The organism is Neptunomonas japonica DSM 18939 (assembly GCF_000422765.1).
In the GTDB taxonomy this organism is placed as follows: domain Bacteria; phylum Pseudomonadota; class Gammaproteobacteria; order Pseudomonadales; family Balneatricaceae; genus Neptunomonas; species Neptunomonas japonica.
Map to the genome: position 1 here is coordinate 88,849 of NZ_AUGR01000015.1, position 24,799 is coordinate 113,647.

23 protein-coding genes and 1 pseudogene are annotated in these 24,799 nt (G+C 44.1%); 18 read left to right on the top strand and 6 right to left on the bottom strand.

The genetic code is table 11. The features are described 5' to 3' along the window. Positions 1-165 precede the first annotated feature (165 nt). The 5 genes from G511_RS0110755 to G511_RS0110775 form a co-directional block, all read right to left on the bottom strand. Positions 166-867, bottom strand: coding sequence for an ABC transporter ATP-binding protein (locus G511_RS0110755; protein WP_028469620.1), 702 nt, complete (start codon positions 865-867; stop codon positions 166-168). Position 868: 1 nt separating this feature from the next. After that, positions 869-1,636 (bottom strand): high-affinity branched-chain amino acid ABC transporter ATP-binding protein LivG, encoded by a 768-nt coding sequence (livG, locus tag G511_RS0110760; RefSeq protein WP_028469621.1) that lies wholly within the window; start codon positions 1,634-1,636, stop codon positions 869-871. Next, complete coding sequence (locus tag G511_RS0110765; RefSeq protein ID WP_028469622.1) at positions 1,636-2,883, bottom strand: high-affinity branched-chain amino acid ABC transporter permease LivM; 1,248 nt, start codon at positions 2,881-2,883, stop codon at positions 1,636-1,638. The genes livG and G511_RS0110765 overlap by 1 nt, the downstream gene beginning before the upstream one ends. Continuing rightward, a complete protein-coding gene (gene livH / locus G511_RS0110770; RefSeq protein ID WP_028469623.1) occupies positions 2,883-3,809 on the bottom strand; it encodes a high-affinity branched-chain amino acid ABC transporter permease LivH in 927 nt (308 codons plus the stop codon). Before livH ends, G511_RS0110765 begins: the two co-directional genes overlap by 1 nt. A 112-nt stretch (positions 3,810-3,921) precedes the next feature. Then, positions 3,922-5,034 (bottom strand): branched-chain amino acid ABC transporter substrate-binding protein, encoded by a 1,113-nt coding sequence (locus G511_RS0110775; RefSeq protein ID WP_028469624.1) that lies wholly within the window; start codon positions 5,032-5,034, stop codon positions 3,922-3,924. Between the two features lie 315 nt (positions 5,035-5,349). Between G511_RS0110775 and G511_RS22595 the strand changes: the two genes are divergently transcribed. The 18 genes and pseudogenes from G511_RS22595 (at position 5,350) to G511_RS0110860 (ending at position 23,285) form a co-directional block, all read left to right on the top strand. Then, positions 5,350-6,495: a WD40/YVTN/BNR-like repeat-containing protein gene (locus G511_RS22595; RefSeq protein WP_051221888.1), complete on the top strand. Its 1,146-nt coding sequence runs from the start codon at positions 5,350-5,352 to the stop codon at positions 6,493-6,495. Next, positions 6,488-8,902 carry an efflux RND transporter permease subunit gene (locus tag G511_RS22600; RefSeq protein ID WP_084629081.1) on the top strand — a complete coding sequence of 805 codons (2,415 nt, stop codon included), beginning with the start codon at positions 6,488-6,490 and terminating at the stop codon, positions 8,900-8,902. Before G511_RS22595 ends, G511_RS22600 begins: the two co-directional genes overlap by 8 nt. Next, positions 8,892-9,740 (top strand): universal stress protein, encoded by an 849-nt coding sequence (locus G511_RS23850; RefSeq protein ID WP_051221890.1) that lies wholly within the window; start codon positions 8,892-8,894, stop codon positions 9,738-9,740. Before G511_RS22600 ends, G511_RS23850 begins: the two co-directional genes overlap by 11 nt. 120 nt (positions 9,741-9,860) lie before the next feature. Then, complete coding sequence (locus G511_RS24835) at positions 9,861-10,271, top strand: mechanosensitive ion channel family protein (protein ID WP_211224895.1); 411 nt, start codon at positions 9,861-9,863, stop codon at positions 10,269-10,271. Next, positions 10,255-10,311: pseudogene (locus G511_RS24945) on the top strand (hypothetical protein); the annotation flags it as partial. The gene G511_RS24835 and the pseudogene G511_RS24945, both read left to right, overlap by 17 nt. A 9-nt stretch (positions 10,312-10,320) precedes the next feature. Next, positions 10,321-10,680, top strand: a complete 360-nt coding sequence (locus G511_RS24635) for a mechanosensitive ion channel family protein (RefSeq protein ID WP_342664794.1) — start codon at positions 10,321-10,323, stop codon at positions 10,678-10,680. A gap of 358 nt (positions 10,681-11,038) precedes the next feature. Continuing rightward, positions 11,039-11,656: a CDP-alcohol phosphatidyltransferase family protein gene (locus G511_RS0110805; protein ID WP_028469625.1), complete on the top strand. Its 618-nt coding sequence runs from the start codon at positions 11,039-11,041 to the stop codon at positions 11,654-11,656. 9 nt (positions 11,657-11,665) lie between these two features. Further along, on the top strand, positions 11,666-13,492 hold the full coding sequence (locus G511_RS0110810) for a bifunctional alpha/beta hydrolase/class I SAM-dependent methyltransferase (protein ID WP_211224896.1): 1,827 nt from the start codon (positions 11,666-11,668) through the stop codon (positions 13,490-13,492). Between the two features lie 5 nt (positions 13,493-13,497). After that, positions 13,498-14,901: a phosphatase PAP2/dual specificity phosphatase family protein gene (locus tag G511_RS0110815; protein ID WP_051221891.1), complete on the top strand. Its 1,404-nt coding sequence runs from the start codon at positions 13,498-13,500 to the stop codon at positions 14,899-14,901. Positions 14,902-14,916: 15 nt separating this feature from the next. Continuing rightward, positions 14,917-15,375 carry a hypothetical protein gene (locus G511_RS0110820; RefSeq protein ID WP_028469628.1) on the top strand — a complete coding sequence of 153 codons (459 nt, stop codon included), beginning with the start codon at positions 14,917-14,919 and terminating at the stop codon, positions 15,373-15,375. Positions 15,376-15,498: 123 nt separating this feature from the next. Then, complete coding sequence (locus G511_RS0110825) at positions 15,499-16,434, top strand: phosphatidate cytidylyltransferase (RefSeq protein WP_036551872.1); 936 nt, start codon at positions 15,499-15,501, stop codon at positions 16,432-16,434. Positions 16,435-16,448: 14 nt separating this feature from the next. Then, positions 16,449-17,087 (top strand): lysophospholipid acyltransferase family protein, encoded by a 639-nt coding sequence (locus G511_RS0110830; protein ID WP_245573949.1) that lies wholly within the window; start codon positions 16,449-16,451, stop codon positions 17,085-17,087. Positions 17,088-17,158: 71 nt separating this feature from the next. Next, complete coding sequence (locus G511_RS0110835; RefSeq protein ID WP_028469631.1) at positions 17,159-17,434, top strand: putative quinol monooxygenase; 276 nt, start codon at positions 17,159-17,161, stop codon at positions 17,432-17,434. Between the two features lie 276 nt (positions 17,435-17,710). Further along, entirely contained in the window at positions 17,711-18,181 is a 471-nt protein-coding gene (locus tag G511_RS0110840; RefSeq protein WP_028469632.1) for a hypothetical protein, read from the top strand. Positions 18,182-18,308: 127 nt separating this feature from the next. Then, positions 18,309-19,040 carry a matrixin family metalloprotease gene (locus G511_RS23855; RefSeq protein ID WP_084629082.1) on the top strand — a complete coding sequence of 244 codons (732 nt, stop codon included), beginning with the start codon at positions 18,309-18,311 and terminating at the stop codon, positions 19,038-19,040. Next, positions 19,033-19,482, top strand: a complete 450-nt coding sequence (locus tag G511_RS0110850) for a hypothetical protein (protein WP_028469633.1) — start codon at positions 19,033-19,035, stop codon at positions 19,480-19,482. Before G511_RS23855 ends, G511_RS0110850 begins: the two co-directional genes overlap by 8 nt. A 151-nt stretch (positions 19,483-19,633) precedes the next feature. Beyond that, positions 19,634-21,073 (top strand): catalase, encoded by a 1,440-nt coding sequence (locus G511_RS0110855; protein ID WP_028469634.1) that lies wholly within the window; start codon positions 19,634-19,636, stop codon positions 21,071-21,073. Positions 21,074-21,302: 229 nt separating this feature from the next. After that, positions 21,303-23,285, top strand: coding sequence for a methyl-accepting chemotaxis protein (locus G511_RS0110860; protein WP_028469635.1), 1,983 nt, complete (start codon positions 21,303-21,305; stop codon positions 23,283-23,285). A gap of 34 nt (positions 23,286-23,319) precedes the next feature. Here the strand turns inward: G511_RS0110860 and G511_RS22620 are convergent, their stop codons facing one another. Next, positions 23,320-24,561 carry a glycosyltransferase family 4 protein gene (locus G511_RS22620; RefSeq protein ID WP_425411397.1) on the bottom strand — a complete coding sequence of 414 codons (1,242 nt, stop codon included), beginning with the start codon at positions 24,559-24,561 and terminating at the stop codon, positions 23,320-23,322. Positions 24,562-24,799 lie beyond the last annotated feature (238 nt).

Here is a 24,799-nt window from a genome sequence, read left to right on the forward strand (position 1 = left end):
TGCGTTAACTTACAAAATATTATAGAAATCAGTATAGACAAGGATTAGTGATATGCAGGTGAGTCATTAGGGAAATTCTTAGGAAAGTTTTTTGAGCAGGTGCGAGGAGCAAAAAAGCCACTCGCTACGTCAATAGCGAATGGCTTTTGGTATACAGTTAGGTGATTAGCCGCCTAGGTATGCTTTGCGCACTTCTGGGTTAGTTAACAATGCATCACCGCTATCGCTGAGAACAACACGGCCGTTTTCCATCACGTAACCTCGATCAGCAATACGTAACGCTTGATTAGCGTTTTGTTCTACTAAAAAGATGGTGACGCCTTCATCACGCAGTTTCTCAATAATTGAGAAAATTTGCTGAATGATAATAGGAGCGAGCCCCAATGATGGTTCATCTAATAAGATCATCCGAGGACGGCTCATCATGGCACGGCCAATAGCTAGCATCTGTTGTTCGCCACCTGACATTGTGCCGGCACGTTGGCTGATACGCTCTTCTAATCGCGGAAACAGCTCAAGTACGTGTGCAAGACTTTCTTCGTACTCCGCATTGCTGCGAAAGTAAGCACCCATATGCAAGTTTTCTTGCACCGTCAGGCGAGAGAAAACGCGCCGCCCTTCAGGAACCACGGCTAATCCTTTGCGCATGATCTCAGGGGTGTTTACAGATGATATTTCCTCGCCATCAAAGAATATCTTCCCAGATGAAGCGCGAGGATCACCACAGATAGTCATCATTAGCGTGGTTTTTCCTGCCCCATTCGCGCCGATAAGCGTGACAATTTCACCGGTATGAACATCAATGGATATGTCGTGTAGTGCTTGGATCTTGCCGTAATGGGTATTTACATTTTCCAGTTTCAGCATCTTACGATTCCCCAAGGTAAGCTTTGATAACATCAGGATTGTTTTTGATATCGTCGGCATTGCCGTCGGCCAAAGGTGTTCCCTGTGCAATCACATAAATGTGATCAGAAATACCCATCACTAAGCCCATATCGTGCTCGATCAACAGGATAGATATTTCATGTTCATCTCGTAACTTGATAATCAGCTCATCAAGTTCCTTGGTTTCGTTCGGGTTAAGGCCCGCCGCTGGTTCATCCAGCATCAACAGCTCTGGCTGAGTTACCATGCAGCGCGCAATTTCTAAGCGTCGTTGTTGGCCGTAAGATAGGTTCCCCGACTCACGATTAGCTGAGTCGAGAAGGTCAACTTCTTTTAGCCAGAAGATCGCTCGATCCATCGCTTCTTGCTCTAGTCGGCGATAAGACGGTGTTTTAAATAATCCGGACAATAGCCCCGTATTTAAATGGCGATGCTGTGCTACCAACATGTTTTCAATCACGGTCATGTTCGAGAATAGACGTACGTGCTGAAAAGTACGTACTAAGCCCTGGCGAGAGATTTGGAAATCTTTCATGCCAGCAATCTCTTTGCCTTTGAACATAACGCTGCCTGCTGTTGGGATATAAAAACCCGACAAACAGTTAAAAACGGTTGTTTTACCAGCACCATTGGGTCCAATGACGGAAACAATTTGGCGGTTTTTTACGGTTAAATTAACTTTGTTTACCGCTACCAGTCCGCCAAACTGCATGGTCAGCCCGTTAACGTCGAGTAATAACTGACTCATTATTTCAACTCCAGAACAGGGCGTTTCATGGGTACTAGACCTTGTGGGCGCCAGCGCATCATCAGAACCATGGTTAGTCCGAATAACAGCATGCGGTATTCAGAGAACTCACGCGCCAACTCAGGGAGGATCGTCATAACGATAGCTGCCAAAATGACTCCAACCTGCGACCCCATACCACCGAGAACCACAATCGCTAAGATAATAGCTGACTCGATAAAGGTGAAGGACTCTGGGCTGATAAAGCCCTGTCGTGCTGCAAAGAATGAACCTGCAAAGCCCGCAGTCGATGCGCCTATAGTAAAGGCGGATAGTTTAATGGCTGTGCGGTTAAGACCAAGAGAGCGGCAAGCGATTTCGTCTTCACGTAGCGCTTCCCATGCGCGTCCAATGGGCATACGCATTAGACGGTTGATAACAAAGATAACAAAGGCCACTAATACTACGGCGATCAAATAAAGGAAAATAACCTTATATGAGCTGGAGTAGTCGATACCAAAAAAATCATGAAAGAGCGGGCTGCCATCTTTGGATCTACGCGTAAATTCTAAGCCGAACAGCGCAGGCTTAGCGATACCTGAAATACCATTTGGGCCACCTGTTACTGCTGTCCAGTTATTCAGTAAGATGCGAATAATCTCACCAAAGCCTAAAGTTACAATCGCAAGGTAATCGCCGCGTAAGCGTAATACCGGAAATCCAAGAATAAAGCCGAATAAGGCCGCCATACCGGCCGAAATCGGTAAGCAAACCCAGAAAGACATATCGAAATATTGCGATAACAATGCATAGGTGTATGCACCCACAGCATAAAAGGCAACATAACCAAGATCCAAAAGCCCCGCTAAACCAACAACAATGTTCAGGCCAAGACCGAGCATGATGTAGATCAGTGCTAGTGTGGCCAAATCAACAGAGCCGCGTGATACCATGAAAGGCCAGACGACCATGCAGACAAACAGACCAGCCAATAACCAAGGCTTAAGTTGCGTCATTTTGTCGCCTTCAGGTATGAAGTGAGCGACCTTTGGCTTAGGAATTTTACTAAAAGCAGAATCTATCTGGTCTGCAAATAGCTGTGAGAAAAAGACCAGTGCAATACCGCCAATGATCCACGCCCACTGTTCAGAAGTCGCGCCTGTTACTTTAAGCGTTGTACCATCGGTGTTGAGTTTTACACCAATCATTAGACATGCCAGTACAAAGGCGATACCAGCAGAAAAAATTGCGTTGTAGAGTTTACCCATTAGACTTTCTCCACTTCCGGTTTGCCTAACAAGCCGCTAGGACGGAACAGTAGGATCAGTATTAATAAGCCAAAGGCAACCACATCTTTGTATTCAGAAGGGAAGTATGCAGCGGTGAGAGCTTCTGTGACACCCAATATCAGACCACCGAGTACTGCGCCGGGTATTGAACCGATACCGCCTAAAACAGCTGCTGTAAACGCTTTTAAACCTGCCATAAAGCCAATAAATGGATTTACCACGCCGTAATATAGACTTAAAAGTAAACCGGCAATGGCGGCTAGCGCTGCACCAATAATAAATGTCATAGCGATAACGCGGTTAGTGTCTACACCGAGTAAGTTAGTCATGCCAATATCTTCTGAACAAGCACGACAAGCACGTCCCATACGGGAGCGAGAGATAAACAGGGTTAATCCCAGCATAGTGATAAAGGTCGCTACCCAGATGAAGAGCTGCATATATGAAAAAGACACTTCAAATAAGTTTGGGTCACCAAAGGTCCAACTACCGGAAATCATCGGTGGTAGTGCGATATCACGTGAACCTTGCGACAAAACAACATAGTTTTGCAGGAAGATAGACATACCAATCGCTGAAATCAGCGGAATTAAACGGTTTGTGCCACGCAACGGGCGATAAGCAACGCGCTCAATTGTCCAGCCATAGGTGCTGGCGATCAGCACAGAAATTACTAAGGCGATAAACAGGATAAGCGGAAGGCTGACCATGCCCATGCCTAATAGGCCGGCAATCACGATAAAGGTAATGTAAGAGCCGATCATATAAACTTCGCCGTGAGCGAAATTAATCATGCCGATGATGCCGTAGACCATGGTATAGCCAATAGCGATCAGGGCATAGGTCGACCCGATAGTCAGCCCGTTAATGAGCTGCTGAATCAAATAGAGAATAGTTTCTGACATATGCGGGAACCGTATAATGAAACACCCTTAATCCCGGATCACGGAATAAGGGTGTTTATTTTTAATCAACTCAGTGGCAAATACTGTGTTGATTCTATTATTGTTATTAGCATTACTTCGCTGGTGTTTTAGTACCGTCTGCATGCCAGTCGTAAACGACAAATGAGAATTGAGCTAAGTCGCCTTTCTCATTGAATGCCAATTCACCTGTCGTTGTTTTGAACGTGTTGCTACGGATGAAATCAGCTAGTTTTTCTGTATCAGTAGACCCAGTTGCTGTCATTGCTGCTGTCATAACTTCAACCGCAGAATAAGCAGGGAATACGAATGGACCTGTTGGATCTTCGCCTTTATCAACAATGGCTTGAACCAATGCTTGGTTGGCAGGATCTTTATCAAAGCTCTGTGGTAGTGTCACTAACAGACCTTCAGATGCTGCACCGGCAATTTTAGAGATATCAGGGTTACCTACACCTTCAGGGCCCATAAATCTTGCAGCCAAGCCTTTTTCTTTAGATTGACGCAAAATTAGACCTAGCTCTGGGTGGTAGCCACCGTAGTAAACAAAGTCTACTTTGTTCTTTTTCAATTTAGCGATGAGAGCAGAGAAATCTTTGTCGCCTGGCGTTACACCTTCAAACATAACGGGTTTGATGCCTGCGGCTTCAACTTCTTTTTTTACTGCCGTTGCAAGGCCTTCACCGTACTGCTGCTTATCATGGATAATAGCCATGTTTTTTGGCTTAACGCTGTTAATCACATACTGGCCAGCAAATGGGCCCTGCATGCTATCCAAACCAATAGTACGGAAGATCATTTGATGACCTTTTTCCGTTATAGAAGGAGAGGTAGAAGCGGCAGTGATCATCAGAACACCTTCTTCTTCGTAAATATCAGCAGCGGGCTCAGTAGAAGAAGAGCAAAGGTGACCTACAACGTGCTGGATACCATCGTTAACGATTTTGTTAGCAACAGCGACGGCTTGTTTAGGATCGCATGCATCATCATAAATTACGCCTTCAAGCTGCATACCATTAATGCCGCCTGCTTTGTTGATCTGCTCGATTGCAGCGAGTACGCCAATTTTTTGCATGTCACCGTATTGAGCAACAGGACCTGTTGCAGGGCCTGCTAGGCCGATTTTGATAGTGTCAGCCTGTGCTACTGCGCCGTATAAGCAAATTGCAGTACCTACAGATAGCAGCGTACGTGTAAATTTCTTCATGGGAAATATACCCTCTCCGTCCTTTGGCTCGATATGTCGATGCCTGGACCCTATAGTTATTTTGTTAGACAGGATGAATAAACTATAAAATAGATAAAAAATCAATGTTTACTATAGGAAACAAGCTTGCCAAAAAACACCCCTGATCGATAATGTCATCTATATTGATAACTTCTGCCATTGAGCAAAAGAGACTAACAAACGATGCTGATATCTGGTTTAGGGACCTCAGCGTCGATAAGTATGAATATTTTCTAGGATGATATGATGCTGTTCCTGTTTACTCCCCAAATAATCATAAGAAGTGGGGGCTATATGCTCAGTGCTAAAAAAACCGGTCAGCGAGCTTGCCGGTATCTATTTTTGTTGTTGATCGTTGTGACACCATTCAGCTTTGCGATGGTTGATCGAATTGATACTCCCAGCCCCATCTCTTATAGGGCGAGTGATGGCTTGTTACTCGATGTTACCAAAGCGGGCGAGCGTCTTATTGCAGTGGGCGACCAAGGGCGAGTACTGATTTCTGAGGATCAGGGCAAACAATGGCGCCAAGTGCAATCGCCGGTCAGTGTGTTATTAACGGCTGTATTTTTTTCCGATGCGCAACATGGTTGGGCTGTTGGTCACGATGGCGTATTGATACATACAAAAGATGCAGGAGAAACCTGGGTTAAGCAGCTCGATGGCCGGCAGTTGAACCAATTGCAGCTTAAAACGTATCAAGCCTTGGTAGATGCTGGCGGCGACCCGCAAGCGCAAGACTTACTCGTGGATGAATTGGAGTTTTATTTAGAGGATGCGGTGCTAGCAGAGGAGGAGGGACCAACCCAGCCGCTGTTAGATGTTTTCTTTATTAATAACCAGCAAGGGTTTTTATTAGGCTCGTACGGTTCATTTTTAAAAACAGAAGATGGAGGTGAGCACTGGTCGGTACTATCTCATCGTTTACCTAATCCGGATCGTTTTCACTTAAATGCGCTTTCACTAGTGCAGCAAGTTGGACGTCCTGTCTTAATTATTGGAGGAGAAGCCGGTTTACTGTTTCGTTCTAATGATCTTGGTGACAGTTGGGTAGCGCTTGGTTCTCCTTATGAAGGTTCATTTTTTGGCTTATCAAGTTTTGAGCAACAAGGGCAATCGCAGCTGTTGGCGCTGGGTTTACGTGGACATCTATTTGCAAGTGACAACACAGGGGATTCTTGGCAACAGGTTGAGTTACACACCTCCTCTTCATTAACCAGTGCCGCTGTCTATGGCAATGAACTGATGTTAGTAGGGCTTGGTGGATTGGTATTACATGCGTCTACTAATGATGATTTACAAGGCAGCTTCAAATTTTTTGAACAACATGATCGTCGTGCTTGGAGTTCTGTTGTGCGTGTTGATGACGGTTGGGTGCTGGTGGGCGAAAAAGGAATAAAGCGTGTATCTGACAAGGCGTTGGAGGCTAGTTATGAGTGATTCATCATCCACATCAGGGCAAACATCAAAACCGACATCAAAGCTTACTTCTGCTCTGTTAGGCCCCATTAAACTCTCAGAGCAACTGATTGAGCGAGTTCTTTTTCACAAACGCATGCCAGTGTTGCTAGCTTTTGTGTTACTCACGCTCTGGCTCGGCTTTCAGGCGGTACAGATTCGGCCTGATGCTAGCTTTGTAAAGATGATTCCTACGAGCCATCCTTATGTTGAAAACTACTTAAAATACCGCAGTGATCTTTCAGGTCTAGGTAATAGTCTGCGTGTTGTTGTGCAAGCCAAAGAAGGTGATATTTTTACCAGAGAATTTCAAGACACTCTGAAGCAAGTCACCGATGAAGCGTTCTTTATTCCGGGTGTGGACCGCTCGGCACTTAAATCTATCTGGACCCCCAATGTCCGTTGGACCGAAGTTACCGAAGAAGGTTTTGAGGGAGGACCGGTCATCTCTCCTGAATACGATGGCAGTGCTGCTAGTTTAGAACAGCTGCGTACTAATGTGTTACGTTCAGGACAGGTTGGTATTCTTGTTGCGAATGACTTTAAGTCCGCCATTATTCAGATGCCGCTGTTCGATAAAGATCCATCTACCGGTGAAAAGCTTAACTATCAAGCTTTTTCGAGCAAGGTAGAGGAGTTAATCCGCGATAAGTATGAAACCACAGATATTCAGATCCGCATTACAGGGTTTGCAAAAATCGTTGGTGACTTGATTGATGGGTCTAAGTCGGTCGCACTCTTCTTCGCTATCGCTATTGGTATCACGCTAGTGTTGCTCTATCTCTACTCTGGCAGCATTACCGGCACACTCATTCCAATAGGCTGCTCATTAGTCGCTGTGGTTTGGCAGATGGGTTTATTAAAAACATTGGGTTATGGGTTGGATCCATACTCAATGTTGGTGCCTTTTCTAGTGTTTGCGATTGGTGTGAGTCATGGCGTACAGGTGGTGAACACGATTCGATTAGAGCAGTCAGAAGGTGCTGATCCTTGGTTAGCGGCGCGGCGTGCTTTTCGTGCTATTTATATTCCAGGCTTAACAGCACTTTTATCGGATGGCTTAGGCTTTGTCACCCTTATGGTGATTGATATCCAGGTTATTCAAGATTTGGCCGTGGCTGCATCAGTCGGTGTAGCGGTAATTGTTCTGACTAACTTATTATTATTGCCGCTCTTGATGTCGTATGTGGGTGTGGGCAAGAAAGCCATAGCTAAGATGCATGCGAGTCAAAATAAAGAAAGTTCACACTGGCAGCTGTTTATCGTGTTTGCTAAACCTCGTGGGGCTGTGATCGCTGTTGTCTTTGCTTTGTGTGCTTTAGGTGTTGGTCTTTATGGTAGCCAAAACCTCAAAATTGGTGATTTGGATAAGGGTGCGCCAGAGCTGCGCGCTGACTCACGCTATAACCTCGATAATGCTTTTGTAACGGATCATTATTCCACCTCAAGCGATATTTTTGTGGTGATGGCGACAACACAGACAGATCAGTGTACTAGCTATGCAACACTGGCGGTGGTGGATGATTTTCAACAGTTCTTAACTAACGTGCCGGGTATCCAAAACAGTGTGTCGCTGGTAAATGTATCTAAGCGTGTGACTGCTGGGTTAAACGAAGGTAATCTCAAATGGCGTAGCGTTAGCCGCAACCAGTATGTGATTAACGCTTCATTGGCTTATGTTCCTTCAGGGTTTATGAACGGTAGTTGTTCATTACTGCCCGTCATTATTTTCTTGGATGATCATAAAGCAGCCACCCTTGAGAGAGTTTCAACTGCCATCGAAGGGTTTGCAAAACAGCATAATAGTGATGATCTTAAGTTTGAAATGGCTGCCGGGAACAGCGGTTTTGAAGCCGCTACAAATGATGTAATCGGCACTGCGCAATACGAGATGCTAGCGTGGGTTTATGGAGTAGTCAGTATTCTATGCTTACTAACATTTCGTTCGATAAAAACCGTGATCTGTATTATTGCACCACTGGCACTCACTTCTGTGCTATGCCAAGCGTTAATGGCGTATCTAGGTATTGGTGTGAAAGTAGCAACCTTGCCAGTCATCGCTTTAGGTGTGGGCATCGGAGTGGATTATGGCATCTATATATACTCTCGCTTAAATAGCTATCTATTACAGGGCAAGGCGTTACCCGAAGCCTATTTGGCAACATTAAAAACTACGGGGTCGTCAGTGGCCTTTACCGGACTTACACTCGCCATTGGCGTGGTGCTGTGGCTCTTTTCACCCATTAAATTTCAGGCCGATATGGGCGTGCTGCTTACCTTCATGTTCCTCTGGAATATGCTAGGTGCACTCATACTACTGCCGGCGCTGGCGTGTTTACTACACAAGCATAACGCCGCTAAAACTGAGGAAAACACGCATGTTTACTAAAAAGGTGCTGGTGGCATTAGATGCCAGTGATACTGCTGAAAAAGCTTTTAAACGTGGAGTGTTAATCGCAGACCGAATGGGTTGCGAGTTAGAAGTTTTGTGGTTGATTACCCCATTGCCGGATCACGCCATTATGCGCTTTATGGCGTTACTCAGCGTGGATGGTATGCAAATTAAACAGCATTACCACAAGGAAAAGAGCTTCTTGAAAGATGTGCTGGCGCGTTGGAAAAGTGATCACTTTTCATTGCTCATAAAAAGTTGCGACATCTCACATAAAGGCTTATTAGCACCGCTTGATTGGCAGTTATTACGTCAGGCTCCATGCCCGGTGTTATTGGTGAAACGTGATAGCTTGTGGGAAGGTGGCAAAATCATGGCTGCTGTTGATCCACACTCGCGTAAAAAAAGCTGTTTGCAGCTAAACCAAAGTGTGTTGATGATGGCGGGTGTGATAAGCCAAGAAGCTAAAGCAGACTTACAGGTCGTTGTTTCATATGCGCCGCCAATGTTGGGCGCCGACGCAGAAAGCCAATCAGCGGATATGTTAGCTGAAAAAACCAGCCGTGCAGCGCATGTGTTGTTAGATAGTATGAAAATTACGGCCAGTAATTACCATATCGGAGAAGGGCCACCGGAATACTGGATTCCCAATGTGGCAGAAGAGCAACACGCTGCGCTGGTAGTGATTGGTACACATGGTCGAGATGGCATCAAAGGCGCTCTACTGGGGAATACGGCAGAACGCATCCTCGATAGGCTTAGCTGTGATGTGTTGGTGCTACGTGAGGGACTATCTGAGGATTTTAACCTACCTGCAATATCAAGTACTCTATAGCCTTCCTGCTTGATGCATAAGCAGCCGGGATAATAGATAAGTAGGTGAAAGTATTCACCTACTCTTCATCTCTAGAGGTCATAATAGCGCACCTAAAAAATCAAATGAGCGGCGCTTATCATGGAACAATTAGAATCCTATATTGAACAGGCCAAAGAGTTGGTGCTGGTGTACGGCACACAGTTTTTGATGGCTTTGGCTGTTTTGCTCATCGGTCTTTGGGTTATCACTCGTTTTACGCGATTTTTACAAGCCTCTATGTTTAACAAACTGCCAGACCAAACATTGGGTAGTTTCTTAGCCAGTGGCATTAACATTGTTCTTAAAGTGTTATTGGTTATCAGTGTTGCCTCAATGGTAGGTATTGAAACAACTTCCTTTGTTGCTATTTTAGGGGCGGCAGGATTAGCTGTTGGTTTGGCGTTACAAGGGAGTTTGTCTAACTTTGCAGGCGGCGTCATGATACTGATTTTTCGCCCCCTTCAAAGTTGGCGACTATCTAGAAGCCCAATCGCTGCAAGGGTTTGTTAAAGACATCGGTATCTTTGTAACGACACTAGAAACCTTCGATAAACGTATTGTGGTTATTCCTAATGGCCCTTTAGCCAATGGGAATTTGATTAACCATACGGCCAGTGATATTCGTGCTGTTGAATCCAGCATTGGTGTGGCATACAGTGATGATATCTACAAAGCTAAAGCGGCTTTGGAAGCTGTAATTCAACAAGATGAGCGCGTGTTACAGAACGAGGGGAACGTCGTTGCTGTGGTTAACCTTGGTGATAGCTCCATTGACTTTATGGTGCGCGCTTTTGTAAAAACAGACGATTACAGGGACTTCTATTTTGATATTCTACCTCGCTTGAAAACAGCGGTAGAAGGCGCGGGTTGTAGCATCCCATTTCCTCAGCGCGATGTGCATCTTTATCAAGATAAATAAATACAGATACAATACTTAAAAGCTAAAATACCTATAAAAAGGCGGTTATCTCTCCGCCTTTTTTTGTTTTTTGCACTACAGTGTTTTCAAACAGAATAACTAGGGAATATTTATGCGCTTTAAATGTATATTAATGGTTGTTTTTGCAGCGTTTCTTGCTGGGTGTTCACTTGTTCCTGACCTACCTGGCCCTATTGGTATTCCTGGTTTATAAACTAGGCAGTATTTTAAATATAAAATGGCTAAAAACTAGTTAATAGCATTGATACCTAGCTGCGCCATTTAGAAAATACACCTTAATAATTGATACCTGCTTTCTTCTTTTATTAAAATAATCTGCTGATTTGAGGTGCATGCCTTGTCTATTTATCAATTAAAATCCAGCTTCCAGAACTGTTTGCGGCCGAGCGTTAAGTGGCTTTATGCCCGTGGAGTCACGGCGAACCAAGTGACAGTGGCCGCTGTTGTGATTTCGGTTATGTTGGGCGTGGGGCTATCGATACCCTCTATTCACCCGCTGTGGTTTTTGTTGCTGCCAGTGTGGATGTTTTTGCGTATGGCTTTTAATGCTATCGATGGTATGTTGGCGCGTGAATTTAAGCAGCAGTCTGCGCTTGGTGCTTATCTCAATGAGTTGTCTGATGTGGTTGCTGATACTGCTCTTTATCTGCCTTTTGCATTGTTATTTGGTGTAGAAACTGGTTTGGTTTTAGCGATTGTCTTTCTTGCAGCATTGAGTGAATTTACAGGTGTACTTGGGCTTATGGTTGGCGCCTCTCGGCGTTATGACGGACCTATGGGCAAAAGTGATCGAGCATTTGTATTTGGATTGCTCGCGATGCTTTGGGCATTCGATATTATCACACCGTTTTTGGTTAATGCCGCGTTGTTAATTACGTTACTGTTACTGCTTGTCACTATCGTTAATAGGGTTCGATGCGGTTTAACTGAGCGTGCTACTAGCACTAATAAATAAGGATAGTTTGTGGAATCATCTTTGCAAGGAACGTCAGATTTAACAGCAACAGATAGGCTTGTTAGTTCGGTGGTCGATGAGGCCGAACTTGCATCTATATTGAGCTTTACCACGCATGATGGCGTTGAATTGAAGTATCGCTATTGGCCTGCTAAAAAAGCGGCATCGGGTGTTAAAAAAAGTGTTGTTATGTTTCACCGAGGTCACGAGCATAGTGCGCGTATGGCGCACCTAGTGAACGAGTTGGAACTTGATGAATGTGATTTCTTTGCATGGGATGCACGAGGACACGGGAATTCTCCAGGGATAAGGGGCAGTAGCCCAAGTTTTGGAACTAGCGTGCGCGATGTTCAAACTTTTTTTGATCATTTGGCTGTGCAGCATAATGTTGATGTTGAGCAAACTATTGTATTGGCTCAAAGTGTCGGTGCCGTGTTGGCATCAACGTGGGTACATGATTATGCGCCGAATATACGAGCTTTAGTACTAGCGTCGCCTGCTTTTAGTATCAAGTTATATGTTCCCTTTGCTATTCCTGGTCTACGGGCACTAAGGAAGCTAAAAGGCAATTTTTTTGTTAATAGCTATGTTAAAGCTAACTTATTAACTCATGACCCAGAGCGTATCGCATCATTTGAAAATGACCCTTTAATAGCACGTGCGATTTCGGTCGATATGTTGCTTGGGCTGCATGATGCCGCGAAAAGAGTGGTCGCCGATGCCGCTACTATCACTGTGCCAACACAGTTATTGATATCAGGCTCCGACTGGGTTGTGCGTCGAAACCCTCAGCAGAAATTCTTTGATCGCTTGGGCTCGGAGTGTAAAGAGCAGCATATTTTGCCGGGCTTCTATCATGATACATTGGGAGAGTTGACGAGGGGGGATACATTGATGCGCATTAAGCGTTTTGTTCAATGCTCCTTTTCACAGCCGCACTACGCCAAAGAATTACTTAATGCCGATAAGGTCGGCTATTTTTGTGCTGAAGCTGAATCACTCGCTGCGCCGCTTCCTAAAAATTCTCTACAAACCCGCTTTTGGTCTTTTTATCGTGCATCACTGGTATTTAGCAGTCGTTTTTCTGCGGGTATAAAATTGGGTATTGATACAGGGTTTGATTCTGGGAGTACTCTGGATTATGTCTATCGTAATAAGCCAACAGGTACTAATAAATTTGGTGAGCTCTTAGATAAAAATTATTTGAACTCAGTCGGTTGGAAGGGTATTCGTCAGCGACGACTGAATTTGGAAGAGTTGCTATCAATCGCTATGGGTAAGCTGCAAGCGCAAAGTCGAGATGTTAAGTTGGTTGATATAGCGGCAGGCCATGGTCGTTATATTTTATCAGCTATCGAACAGGCCAACGTTAAACCTAAGTCTGTGTTATTACGTGACTATAGTGATATTAACGTGAGAGACGGTAACAACCTCATTAAAGAGAAAAACTTGGACTCCATAGTGCAGTTTATTAAAGGTGATGCGTTTGATAAAGCCGATTTAGCTGCACTAAATCCTCAACCAAATCTAGCCGTTGTTTCTGGGTTATATGAGTTGTTTAGTAGCAATGATATGGTTTCAGCTTCATTAACGGGGCTGTCTCAAAGCATGGAAGAGGGAGGGTACTTAATTTATACGTGCCAACCTTGGCATCCGCAGTTAATGCTAATTGCGCGAGCACTCACTAGCCACCGTGAAGGCCAAGCTTGGGTGATGCGTCGCCGTAGTCAAGCTGAGATGGACCAGCTAGTTGCTGCTGCCGGATTTAAAAAGCTAGAGCAGCGCATTGATGAAATGGGTATTTTTAGCGTATCAATCGCGCAAAAAGCAGACTAAGTCGTATGTTTCAATCGCTTCTTTTATTTTGCAAGTCTGTTTTATGGCTAAGAAGTTTGGCGTGGCTTTCGTTATTAGCGCCTCTCTTCTTTTTGAGTTATAACTTTGCTAATCACTATGCTGCTAGTTTATCTAATGTTGGTAGCGTGGTGTTTAGTTGGGAGCGTTTTATTCCGCTGTTGCCGTGGACCATCGTCCCTTATTGGTCCATCGACTTACTTTACGGCTTAGCTTTTTTACTACCAAGAGAGCGTAAGCAGGTTGATACATTAGGTAAGCGCCTGCTCACAGCTCAAGTCGTTTGTATTACATGTTTTTTTATTTGGCCTTTAAGCTTTAGTGTTGAGCGTCCCGAGTTAGGTGGCCTGTTTGGCTCGATGTTCGATGTCTTAATGGGCTTTGATAAGCCATTTAACCAAGTACCATCTTTACATATCACGCTATTAGTCGTGCTTTGGGCTTGTTATGGCGCGCGTCTAAGAGGCGTTTGGCGTTGGTTTATGCATGCTTGGTTTGCATTAATTGGGTTGTCGGTATTAACCACATGGCAACATCACTTTATTGATCTACCTGCAGGAGTCTTAGCGGGCTTATTTTGTTTGTGGTGCTGGCCAATGGAGCCCTCGAACACTTTAAAACAGCAGGCAAAGCCTCTGTCTCGCATAGTCCTTCAACGGTGTTGGATATTAGCCTGTTATTACGCATCGGCCAGTATTATTTTAGGGATTATTCTTAGTATCAGTGCCGCATACTTTCTCGGTATAGCGCTATTGTTGATTTGGCCTTGTATCGCTTTAATGCTTGTCGCTATTAACTATGCTTTTATGGGTGCGAAGGGATTTCAAAAGCAGTCGTCAGGGCGTCTAAATATTACTGCCACTATCCTCTTTGCTCCCTATTTATTGGGCGCTTGGGTTAATAAAAAGTTTTGGACAAAAGGGCAGAGACCGGCTGCTGAGATAGTTGATGGTGTTTGGCTTGGATGTATCCCAGATGCTAGAGAGGCAAAGCAATATGCGGGATTGATGGATATGTGTGCCGAGCTGCCTGTCATCGTACCTAATGGTTGTGATTATCGTTATATGCCCGTACTTGACCTAACCCCGTTGACTCCTGAGCAGTGTTGGCAAGCGGCGAAAACTATTGATGGCCTCGTTAATGCTCATCGTCAGCCTATCTTAGTATTTTGTGCACTAGGTTATTCTCGCAGTAGCGTGGCATTAATGGCGTGGCTGTTGCTGAGTGCGCAGGCGAAAAGCCCTGAACATGCGAAGTTGATGATAGAAAATGCTCGCCCGCAAGTGGTTATTAAGCCATACCACTTGAAGGCGTTGAGTGAGATGGTGTTGCTGCACGATTGTCAGTGCTTTTTAAAAGCGTGCCAGCATGCAAAGCCCGTAGTGCTTTAATTACAAGGGGAACGGATGAAACAGCAAATGAATTTATTACTCCAAGTTAGCTTATTAAAGTGTGGAGTCGTTATTGATAGAACTTCATTTGGCTTTACATTATTAAGTGTCGTTATGCTGTTCTTACAGAGCAGTTTATTAATCAATAAATTTCAGATGATCGCTTTTTTCATTATTGTGCTCGTCGGCATTATGCAAAAATATTACGCCATCCGGGTGAGTTTGGATGCAGAGCTCTTTGCCCAATTAGCAAAGGTGATTACAGCGGAACCAAAAAACTGTGAAATTGAGTCTGAACTTCGAGATTTAGACAGTGCAATGCTGCATTTAGGATTAATTAAAACGAATGAAGATGTTCGTTCATTATTAGATCGCTGTCAGGGGGCATTTAAGTTACTTAAAAGCCAAGTTGCATGCTTCGCAGTACAAAGCATGTTATTGCTAAGTATCTTATTGGTGCAGGTTATTAAATAACCCCGCGTATGCAACGCTTCGCTTCACTGTTCTACACAGCTTATTTGTAATTATTTAATCTATAATAAACAGACTTGGCTGGATGTCGATTATGCTCATTTTACAAAGGAAGTGACTTTCTTAATGCTTTTTAATATTCCCCAAAACTCATTCTACACGATGGCGGCAGTCGTCGGTTTACTTGTGCTAGCTACCGTAATACGGCTGTTTTTAAAGAGTAAGCATCCAGAAACAGATTACACCGAGCTGCGACAACGAATTCAGTCATGGTGGATCATGATTGGGTTACTGTTTGTTGTGCTGACAGTGAGTAAAACAGCGGCAGTGGTTTTTTTTGGTTTTTTAAGTTTTCTGGCGCTAAAAGAATTTCTCTCGATTGTGCCGACACGTTTAGCTGACCGAAAGGTGATTTTTTGGGCGTATTTGTCCATACCTGTTCAATACTACTGGGTGAGTTCTAGCTGGTACGGGATGTTCATAATCTTTATTCCCGTTTATGTTTTTCTATTTCTACCCATGCGTATGGTGCTTACCGGAGATACGAAAGGTTTTATCCGCTCGGCCGGCATTATTCATTGGGCGACAATGCTCGCCGTTTTTAGTATCAGTCACCTTGCTTTCTTACTGATGCTTCCTGTTCAAAATGAGGAGGCAGGCTTTGTTGGACCTGTATTGTTTATACTGTTTATGACGCAGTTTAATGATGTGTGCCAGTACGTGTGGGGCAAGCTGCTGGGTAAGCATAAAATCATCCCTAAAGTCAGTCCGAATAAGACATGGGAAGGCTTTCTTGGTGGGCTCATTACCATCACGATCTGTGCTGGTCTTGTGGCACCACTATTGACTCCTTTAAGTAACGTACAAGGCCTAATGGCAGGAGCCTTGATCGGAGCCAGTGGTTTTATCGGAGATGTCGTGATTTCATCGGTTAAACGTGATCTGGATATAAAAGATAGTGGTAATCTTATTCCAGGACATGGCGGCATATTGGATCGACTTGATAGCCTGACCTACACTGCTCCGTTGTTTTTCCATTTTTTGTATTACATGTGCTATTAACTATGAATCGAGTCATGAAAGTTTTGTTTTTTGGCCTGATTGTTAAGCCAGTTGTGTTGATTGTGCTTGGGATCAACTTAAGAAATCGAGAAAAATTGCCTATGTCTGGGCCTGCTATTATTGTCGCGAACCATAATAGCCACTTAGACACACTAGTCTTAATGAGCTTATACCCGCTTTCTATGATTCATAAAGTGCGGCCTGTGGCTGCTGCTGATTACTTTTTAGGAGGTGGCGGTTTTCTAGCATGGTTGTCACTTGCATGTATTGGCATTATAGCGATGGATAGAAGCGGACAGTCTGCCAGAGGTAGTTTATTTGAAGGGTGTCACCAAGCGTTAGATAACGACGATATTCTAATCTTGTTCCCAGAGGGCAGTCGAGGAAAACCCGAAGAGATGAGCACGCTGAAAAAAGGTGTGTATTTCATCATTAAAGATCGGCCCAACACCTCTGTAACGCCAGTTATGATGCATGGTTTAGGCCGTTCTTTACCCAAGGGTGAAGTGTTATTAGTACCGTTTAACTGTGATGTTGTTGTGGGTGATAGAGTATCCGTAACAGATAATTCATCGTCTTATGTGGCCACGATATCCGAGCAGTTTGAGCAATTGTCCGAACATTGCCTAACTAAAAACGAGAACGCACAATAATGGATTGAAAAGAGCGCATTTATAAGCGCGGATTCCTCGGATTATTAGTTGGAAGGATTATTGGAGCTTTCGTGCCAAAAATAGTATTAAAAGGTTTTATCCTCGTCCCGTCGAAAGACTTACCTGCGGTACAGAGTGAGATTGTTAATCATAAGAACCTGACTCTTAGAGAGCCCGGGTGTTTGGTATTCGAGGTAACTCAAGCCAAAGAGAACCCTTGCCGGTTTGATGTTTATGAAGAGTTCATTGATAACGCGGCATTTGACATGCACCAAGAAAGAGTAAAAAGTTCTCTCTGGGGTAAGGTATCAAAGAATGTCGAAAGGCATTATGAAATATTTGTGTAAATGAATAGACGTTCTGTATGGGTGTTAAATAACCCGCATGTAAGATTGATTCCTGTTTTTATAAGTTTATGTTTCTATTATTGAAATCATAAAAAAATAATAAAAATCTTCAGTATTCTAATTGATTTTATGGGTCTATTTAAACCCATCTAACTATGAGTTTTTCATTTGCCTATTTGATAAATAAAGAATATTTATTGGCATGTGTCTTGTAGTGTTTATTCATAAACGCTGTCACTAAGTAGGTTGGTGCTTAGGGCTGTTTGGGAGATAAACATGGATATGGCAAGTGTTCCTCGTAGTTTCTGGCATGCGTTAAGTTTTTGTATGGTGGCAGCTACACTCGGCCTGCTTTTTATCGCGCAATCATCCAGTAATGTGTCTATCGAAATTGCCAATGCAAAAATTGAGCTGTCTTCGGCTATTTCACAAGTTAAAGATATAAAGAGTGATCTTAAAGCGGAGAATGCCCGTTTGGTAAAAGCCAACTTGTTGCTGCAAGAAAAAGTTAAACGATGGGAAGCGGCTGCCAAATTGGACCCAAACGCGACTTCGTTGGAAGATTTTAATTTGGGTGAGGTGTTAGGTAGGCCAAGCCCTGCTGTTCAAGAGCCCATTACTCAAAACCCTGCTATAAATCCTTCTGTTGCTGTAAATCCTAGAAACGCCTCACCCAAAGACCTGTATAGAGATATAGATGCCAAGATTCAATCTGCCGAAAAATACATAAGAAGCCAAAGTCAATAGTCGCTATTTACGTCCTCGTTTTATGCTCTCAAGTTTCCTCTTAATCGGGCGATAGTGTTATCTGTGAATGGGCCAATATCAAAGCTACAGGCCATCTGTTTAACTGAATGAAAATAAAAGGACGTATATGTTTAAGGGAATATTATTTTTATTGCTGTGTTCAATATCAATGTTCTCAAACGCTTATGTTATTAGCGGAGAAAAGTGGGGAGATCCTGCGTTTGGTACGGGTGCTATTATTAGTTGGAGCTATATGGATACAGGGCTTAGCTGCAATGGAACCTATGAGTCTATTGGGTGTAGTGTAACTTCATTAGCTGATTTTATGCCGCTGGGTTTTGAAAGTGAAATTTCACGCTCCTTCGATGCGTGGTCTGACATCGCTGGCCTAACCTTTATACAAGTACCTGATAGTGGTGATGCGTTTAATGTGTCAGGGGCTTCAGGAGATATACGTCTCGGAGGGCACTCTTTTGATGGGGCCGGTGGTATTTTGGCGCATGGTTATCTTCCTGAACCGGGCAGCTCTTCAGCGGGGGACATCCATTTTGATTCAGGTGACTTGTGGACGACCAATGTTGGCACGCCAGGTTTTGATATTTTCCAAGTATTTACTCATGAGCTAGGCCATGCCTTAGGCTTAGATCATACTAACGTTCCTCACTCACTGATGAACCCTTATTATACGGAAGCTTTTTCTGGCCCCCAAGCAGATGACTTTGCAGGGATTCAGTATCTTTACGGGCTTCCAGCCGCAGGTAATGAGGTTCCTGAACCTGCTTCAATTTTCTTATTGGTGATAGGTCTTTTGGGCTTGGTCGTGGTTAGAAAGCAATACAGGGCCGCCTCTGGTGCTTAAAGCTGCCTTTGTTACTGTATGGGCGGTAATCTGTCTATTAACAGCAGCAGTGAGTAATGCTTCATTGGCTCAAATGACAGAACAAGATTTAAGCAACGCATCCGTAGCGATAGTTTTTGCTGAATTTATTGGAGCATCAGAGCTGCAGATAGAAAGCAAAAGCCTCCGGCTAAGTGTCGGGGTCCTGCGTGTGCAGCAAGTATTAAAAGGCTCTTCTCACGTTAATATAGTATTTATTCGACAATATCCGCGTACGGGTGTTGTGAGTGATACCTATAATTTTGAGGTAGGGAAGCTCGGTCTGTGGTTTTTACAAAAAACTCCTAGTGTGGAGGGTTTATATCAGGTCTTGCACCCAGCACGCTTTATTGAAATGGATGAATCCAGCTCAGCCCTTACATATTGGAAAGCATTGCTGGCGGCTCCGCCAATCCATAAGTAGTGCCTTTTAGCAGATAGTCAAAGACAAAAAATAGCCGTTATAGTTTTTCCTAATCACCTCGCTTAAATCATTCAATTTAGAAACTGCTTGTTAAAGGGATAGATTGTTCTTAGAGCAACAAATAGCCCACAACAACAAGTAGAGGTGTGTCATGAGTAAGTGCCCTTACCATACAACAACCGCAGGTAGTCCGGTTGCTGATAATCAGAACAGTCAAACCGCCGGCCCACGTGGTCCTGTATTAATGCAGGACTGGCAACTCATTGAAAAGTTAGCTCACCAAAACCGTGAACGTATACCTGAGCGAGTCGTGCATGCAAAAGGTTGGGGTGCATTCGGTACCTTTACTGTCACGCATGATATTTCTCGCTACACACGCGCAAAAATCTTTGAAAAAGTGGGTAAGCAAACCGGGATGCTAGCGCGTTTTTCTACGGTTGCAGGTGAAGCTGGTGCAGCAGATGCTGAGCGTGATGTACGTGGTTTTGCGCTTAAATTTTATACCGATGAAGGTAACTGGGATATGGTTGGTAATAACACCCCGGTGTTCTTTATCCGCGACCCGCTTAAGTTTCCTGATTTTATTCATACGCAAAAACGTCACCCTAAAACTAATATGCGCTCGCCTACTGCGATGTGGGATTTTTGGTCACTTTCCCCTGAATCGCTGCATCAGGTAACTATTTTGATGAGTGACCGTGGCTTGCCCACGGATGTGCGCCATATCAATGGCTATGGCTCCCATACGTATTCGTTCTGGAATGATGCGGGAGAGCGTTTCTGGGTGAAGTTCCACTTCAAAACGCAGCAGGGACATCGCCATTGGACTAATGAAGAAGCAGAAGCTGTGGTAGGTAAAACACGCGAATCTACACAAGAAGATCTTTACGGTTCTATTGATAAAGGTGACTTTCCTAAATGGACTGTGTATGTACAAGTTATGCCTGAAGCCGATGCGGATAAAACCAGCTACAACCCTTTTGATCTAACGAAGGTGTGGCCGCATGCAGAGTACCCATTAATTGAAGCAGGTGTTATGGAACTCAACCGTAATCCAGAGAACTACTTTGCTGAGATCGAACAGGCAGCATTCTCACCTTCTAATGCAGTTCCGGGGATCGGCTTTTCACCTGACAAGATGCTGCAGGCTCGCTTATTCAGTTATGCAGATGCACATCGTTACCGAATAGGTACACATTACGAAGGGTTACCCGTAAATACACCGAAATGCCCAGTACATCATTATCACAAAGATGGTGCTATGAATTTTATGGGGCAAAAAACGGGGAATGTTGATGCGTATTACGAGCCAAATTCATTTGATGGTGCCGTTGCAAGGCCTGATGTAAAAGAGCCTTTGCTTCAGCTTAGTGGAGAGGTGGATCGCTATGACCACCGCGAAGGCAATGATGATTTTAGCCAGCCTCGTGCACTGTTTAACTTGTTTGATGAAGGGCAGAAAAAGCGCCTCTTTAGTAATATAGCTGCAGCTATGCAGGGCGTACCGAAAGAGATAGTAGAGCGTCAGCTAGCTCTGTTTGAACAGGTGCATTCGGATTACGAAAAGGGAGTACGTGAGGCTTTGAAGTAGCTCAATATTGTATTTTTATTTTACCGAGAGGGAGGCTATTAGCCTCCCTCTTCTCGTTTAGAATGAGGCCAATTAATCTGTGTGTGAGGGCCAGCTAAAAATTTTATAGAGTCATTTATTGAAAAGCTTAAAAAAGCACACTACTTTTTAAAGACGTAATAATAAAAATATTTGAAGACCGGATGTCTATCAATAGCTGATCACGGCTCTTCCCTTGCAGGTATCTCCCATGTTTTTGAAAGTCACGCACCGGATTGCTTTTGGTTTTGCTCTGCTCGTTATCTTTATCATGATTGTGGGTGGTGGAGGCCTCTGGGGAACGTCCGATATTAATGCTCGGATGCATAAAATAACGGATGTGTCGTTGCCTATTTCTAGCGGCAGTTACCATCAACTAATTGCTTTACAAGAAGCCAACATTGCTTTGCTTAGAGCGTTAACAAATGATGATGCTGATCCAGCATTGCGTCTAAGCTATGAAAAATCATTTGAGCATCAAATGGTATTATTTACTGAAGCACATGCAGTGTTGGCACCATTGTTAGCTGATGATACAGAGTTGCTCGAAATGTTTGATGAAACGGAGAAAACCGAAATAGCTTTTTCAAAGGCTGCTTTAAAAGTGATGGAGCTGCATGAGGAGAGCTTAGCGCTACTGACACGTACCCGCCAAAAAGAAAGTCGTTTTCAGCGTCAAATGGATACCTTAAATACCTGGGGGCAACAATACCTGTCCAAAAATAATAGCGGCGGTTCTGAGGCGCGTGTATTTATGCGCAGTGCTAATACTCATAAATCTCAGATTATTAACTTCAAACAGAATAATGACTTTAAAGCGTTAGATACTGCACTTAAGCAAACTGAAGGCGCACTTAATAAAAGTTTGGCAGCTTTGGCAAAGGCTGATCCTAAGGCTGGCCGGATTAAAATTCTGATTAAGGATGTCGTTGAACAGCTTTATAGCGATAAAGGTGTGGTGCAGCTGTATCGAGAGTTAGATCATGTGAATACTCAGCAAGCCACGCAGCTACAGGAAGTTAACATGCTCCTCAAGCAAGCGCGTGAATCCGCTGAAACGTTTAGCCGCCTTACCTTAGAGCGTGCAGATACTCAGCGTATAGAAGCAGATGAAGCGAGTTCACTCAGTCAGCGTACTATTATTGCTCTGCTAGTGGGGGCAACCCTTATCGCGATTTTGATTAGTGGTTTGGTTGTACGCTCAATTTCTCGGCCATTACAGGAAATGCTTAAAAAGCTGTCAGCAGTTGCTGAAGGTGATATGCGAATTGCTTTTGATCATAATAATCGAGATGAATTTGGCCAGTTGGGTAGCGCATTAAATGAAGTGGTCGAGCGCTTGTGCGGTTTATTATCTCGTATTGGTAGCGCCTCACAAAAACTGACCGGTGTTGCAGAGCAGAACGCTGTTATCAGCGATCAAACAACTACGGCGATGGCGGGGCAAAGCTTACAGTTGGAAAGCACATCGTCAGCGGCGACTCAGCTTGAGTCTACGGTAACAGAAGTTGCCAACCATGCTCGTGCAACCCTAGAGGCTGTACAGCAATGTGAACATTTGAGTACTGATGCAGAGCGCTGTGTACAGCAGACGTTGGCCAGTATTGAACAGCAATCTTACGACATTAAAGAAGCAGTGAAGCAGAGTGATCAGCTTGACAAATACAGCCAACAAATTGGCAGTATTTTGGACACTATTGGAGAGATTGCTGAGCAGACTAATCTATTAGCACTTAATGCTGCTATCGAAGCCGCAAGAGCAGGAGATCAGGGGCGTGGCTTTGCTGTCGTTGCTGATGAGGTGCGAAGTCTCGCCAGCCGGACGCAAAATTCCACCCAAGAGATCCAAAATATGGTGGTGAACATGCAGCGGAGTACTCAGCAAGTTGTGCAGGTGATGCATCAAAGTGTTGAACAGTCTCAGCAATGCGTGTTGCATGCGGGTACTTCGCAAACTGCTCTGCAAGACATGAATAGTTCAATAGCCAACATTCGTGAAATGAGCACGCAAATTACCGAAGCCACGGGCCAGCAAAATGATGCAGTTGAAGAGGTGAGCCGTACATTGGTGACCATCAACGAAGCGGCTACAGAGATTGCTTCAGGTGCTCAAGATGTAACAGAGAGCAGCCAAGGGTTGCTTACTATTGCACAAGAGCAGAAGCAGTTAATTAGTCAGTTTATAACTGCTTAGCTTTTTGTAGTTATATGCTTTATTAAAAAAACGACTAGCTAGCGGGCTCTGTTGGTTCCACACTGGCAGGCACTAGCTGGTTTTTAGCCTCAATCCACTGCGCCATATACTTAGTACTCTTATGTTGATGGTGTAACAGCATCTGGCCAGTGAAGTTAGCTAGCCTATGCTGGGCTAATTGCTCCGCTTCAAGTAGCGCTTCTACACGCAACATTAGATTTTTTTGGATCTTAGCCTGACAAAAGTGATCAGTGAGTATTTGGTAACCACGCGTTTGTGCTAACTGCCAATGCTCATCGTTGGAGTATAAGTTGATGGCCGCTTGTGCAAATTTTTCGGGAGTATTTGTTTGCTCGCCACTCCACGTTTCCTTGCTATCAATCATCCCTTCTGTGCCCATTGTAGTGGTTACAGAAGGCGTACCGTTTCTCATGGCATCAACCAGTTTACCTTTGATACCTGCACCAAAACGCAAGGGTGCTAACAGCACCTTGGCTTGACGCATGACTAGATGTGCATCTTCAGTCCAGCCTTTAACCAAAAAGCCTTCTTTTTCATTATGCAGTGCCGTCGCTTTGGGTGGTGGATAAGCGCCGTATATATGTAGTTCTGCATCAGGTAAACGTTGCCTTATAAGCGGCCATAGTTGTTGCTTTAACCAGAGTACGGCATCCCAATTAGGTGCATGGCGAAAATTACCAATACTGATAAAGTGCTGACGCTCACTAAAGAGGGGGGTATTTGTCTGAGCTGCTGGTAGCATAAAGGGGCAGTGGGTAAGCAAGTTGTCGGGTACGCCAAAACTCTGTGTGAGTAAATTAATTTCAAAATCTGACACCATCATGGTTAGGTCAGAACGGTAAATAGCCGCAATTTCTCGCTTACACTGATCCTGTTTAGCCATTCTTTGGTAAAGCTCTCGTGGTGATGATAACTGCGAAATATCTAGGTTATCAGAACGTAGTTGCTGCTTTATCCACTGGTGACGTGTCTCGCGTAGGCTATGTAGGTCTTCGGTGTCGAGTATACGTAATGCATCTGGGCAGCATTGCTCGACTCGCCAGCCGAACTGTTCTTCCATCATAAAACGGTCAAATAGCACCATGTCTGGCTGTAGCTGACTAACCCAGTCATCAAAACTTGATGAGTTAAGCTCGATGGCAACTTCCTCTACGCCTAATGAAATAAGGTTTGCTCTATGCTCGCTTAACGCCGCAGGGCTAGCAAAAATGATTTTCCACTGATGTGATAAAAACATCTCAATAAATGAAAGCATGTGATACCCCGCTGCTGATGAGCGAGGTTCCGGCCAAACATAACCAATAATTAATAGTGTCTTCATGAGGCTATTTTAAACTAATTAGGAAGGTGGCAGTCATATTAAAAGGATTTGTGCTGAATTAATTTGTCAGATTTTTGCAGTGCACAATATGCGTATTTATGCAGGATATGAGCGTATTGACACTATTTGTTAGTGATGTTGGCACCTTTTGTTATTGGTGGGTACTGGGTTT

Excerpts from the sequence above, each read along its gene's own strand:
- G511_RS0110755 (WP_028469620.1), bottom strand. The coding sequence starts at position 867 with ATGCTGAAACTGGAAAATGTAAATACCCATTACGGCAAGATCCAAGCA.
- livG (WP_028469621.1), bottom strand. The coding sequence starts at position 1,636 with ATGAGTCAGTTATTACTCGACGTTAACGGGCTGACCATGCAGTTTGGC.
- G511_RS0110765 (WP_028469622.1), bottom strand. The coding sequence starts at position 2,883 with ATGGGTAAACTCTACAACGCAATTTTTTCTGCTGGTATCGCCTTTGTA.
- livH (WP_028469623.1), bottom strand. The coding sequence starts at position 3,809 with ATGTCAGAAACTATTCTCTATTTGATTCAGCAGCTCATTAACGGGCTG.
- G511_RS0110775 (WP_028469624.1), bottom strand. The coding sequence starts at position 5,034 with ATGAAGAAATTTACACGTACGCTGCTATCTGTAGGTACTGCAATTTGC.
- G511_RS22595 (WP_051221888.1), top strand. The coding sequence starts at position 5,350 with ATGCTCAGTGCTAAAAAAACCGGTCAGCGAGCTTGCCGGTATCTATTT.
- G511_RS22600 (WP_084629081.1), top strand. The coding sequence starts at position 6,488 with ATGAGTGATTCATCATCCACATCAGGGCAAACATCAAAACCGACATCA.
- G511_RS23850 (WP_051221890.1), top strand. The coding sequence starts at position 8,892 with ATGTTTACTAAAAAGGTGCTGGTGGCATTAGATGCCAGTGATACTGCT.
- G511_RS24835 (WP_211224895.1), top strand. The coding sequence starts at position 9,861 with ATGGAACAATTAGAATCCTATATTGAACAGGCCAAAGAGTTGGTGCTG.
- G511_RS0110815 (WP_051221891.1), top strand. The coding sequence starts at position 13,498 with ATGTTTCAATCGCTTCTTTTATTTTGCAAGTCTGTTTTATGGCTAAGA.
- G511_RS0110820 (WP_028469628.1), top strand. The coding sequence starts at position 14,917 with ATGAAACAGCAAATGAATTTATTACTCCAAGTTAGCTTATTAAAGTGT.
- G511_RS0110825 (WP_036551872.1), top strand. The coding sequence starts at position 15,499 with ATGCTTTTTAATATTCCCCAAAACTCATTCTACACGATGGCGGCAGTC.
- G511_RS0110830 (WP_245573949.1), top strand. The coding sequence starts at position 16,449 with ATGAAAGTTTTGTTTTTTGGCCTGATTGTTAAGCCAGTTGTGTTGATT.
- G511_RS0110840 (WP_028469632.1), top strand. The coding sequence starts at position 17,711 with ATGGATATGGCAAGTGTTCCTCGTAGTTTCTGGCATGCGTTAAGTTTT.
- G511_RS23855 (WP_084629082.1), top strand. The coding sequence starts at position 18,309 with ATGTTTAAGGGAATATTATTTTTATTGCTGTGTTCAATATCAATGTTC.
- G511_RS0110855 (WP_028469634.1), top strand. The coding sequence starts at position 19,634 with ATGAGTAAGTGCCCTTACCATACAACAACCGCAGGTAGTCCGGTTGCT.
- G511_RS0110860 (WP_028469635.1), top strand. The coding sequence starts at position 21,303 with ATGTTTTTGAAAGTCACGCACCGGATTGCTTTTGGTTTTGCTCTGCTC.
- G511_RS22620 (WP_425411397.1), bottom strand. The coding sequence starts at position 24,561 with ATGCTTTCATTTATTGAGATGTTTTTATCACATCAGTGGAAAATCATT.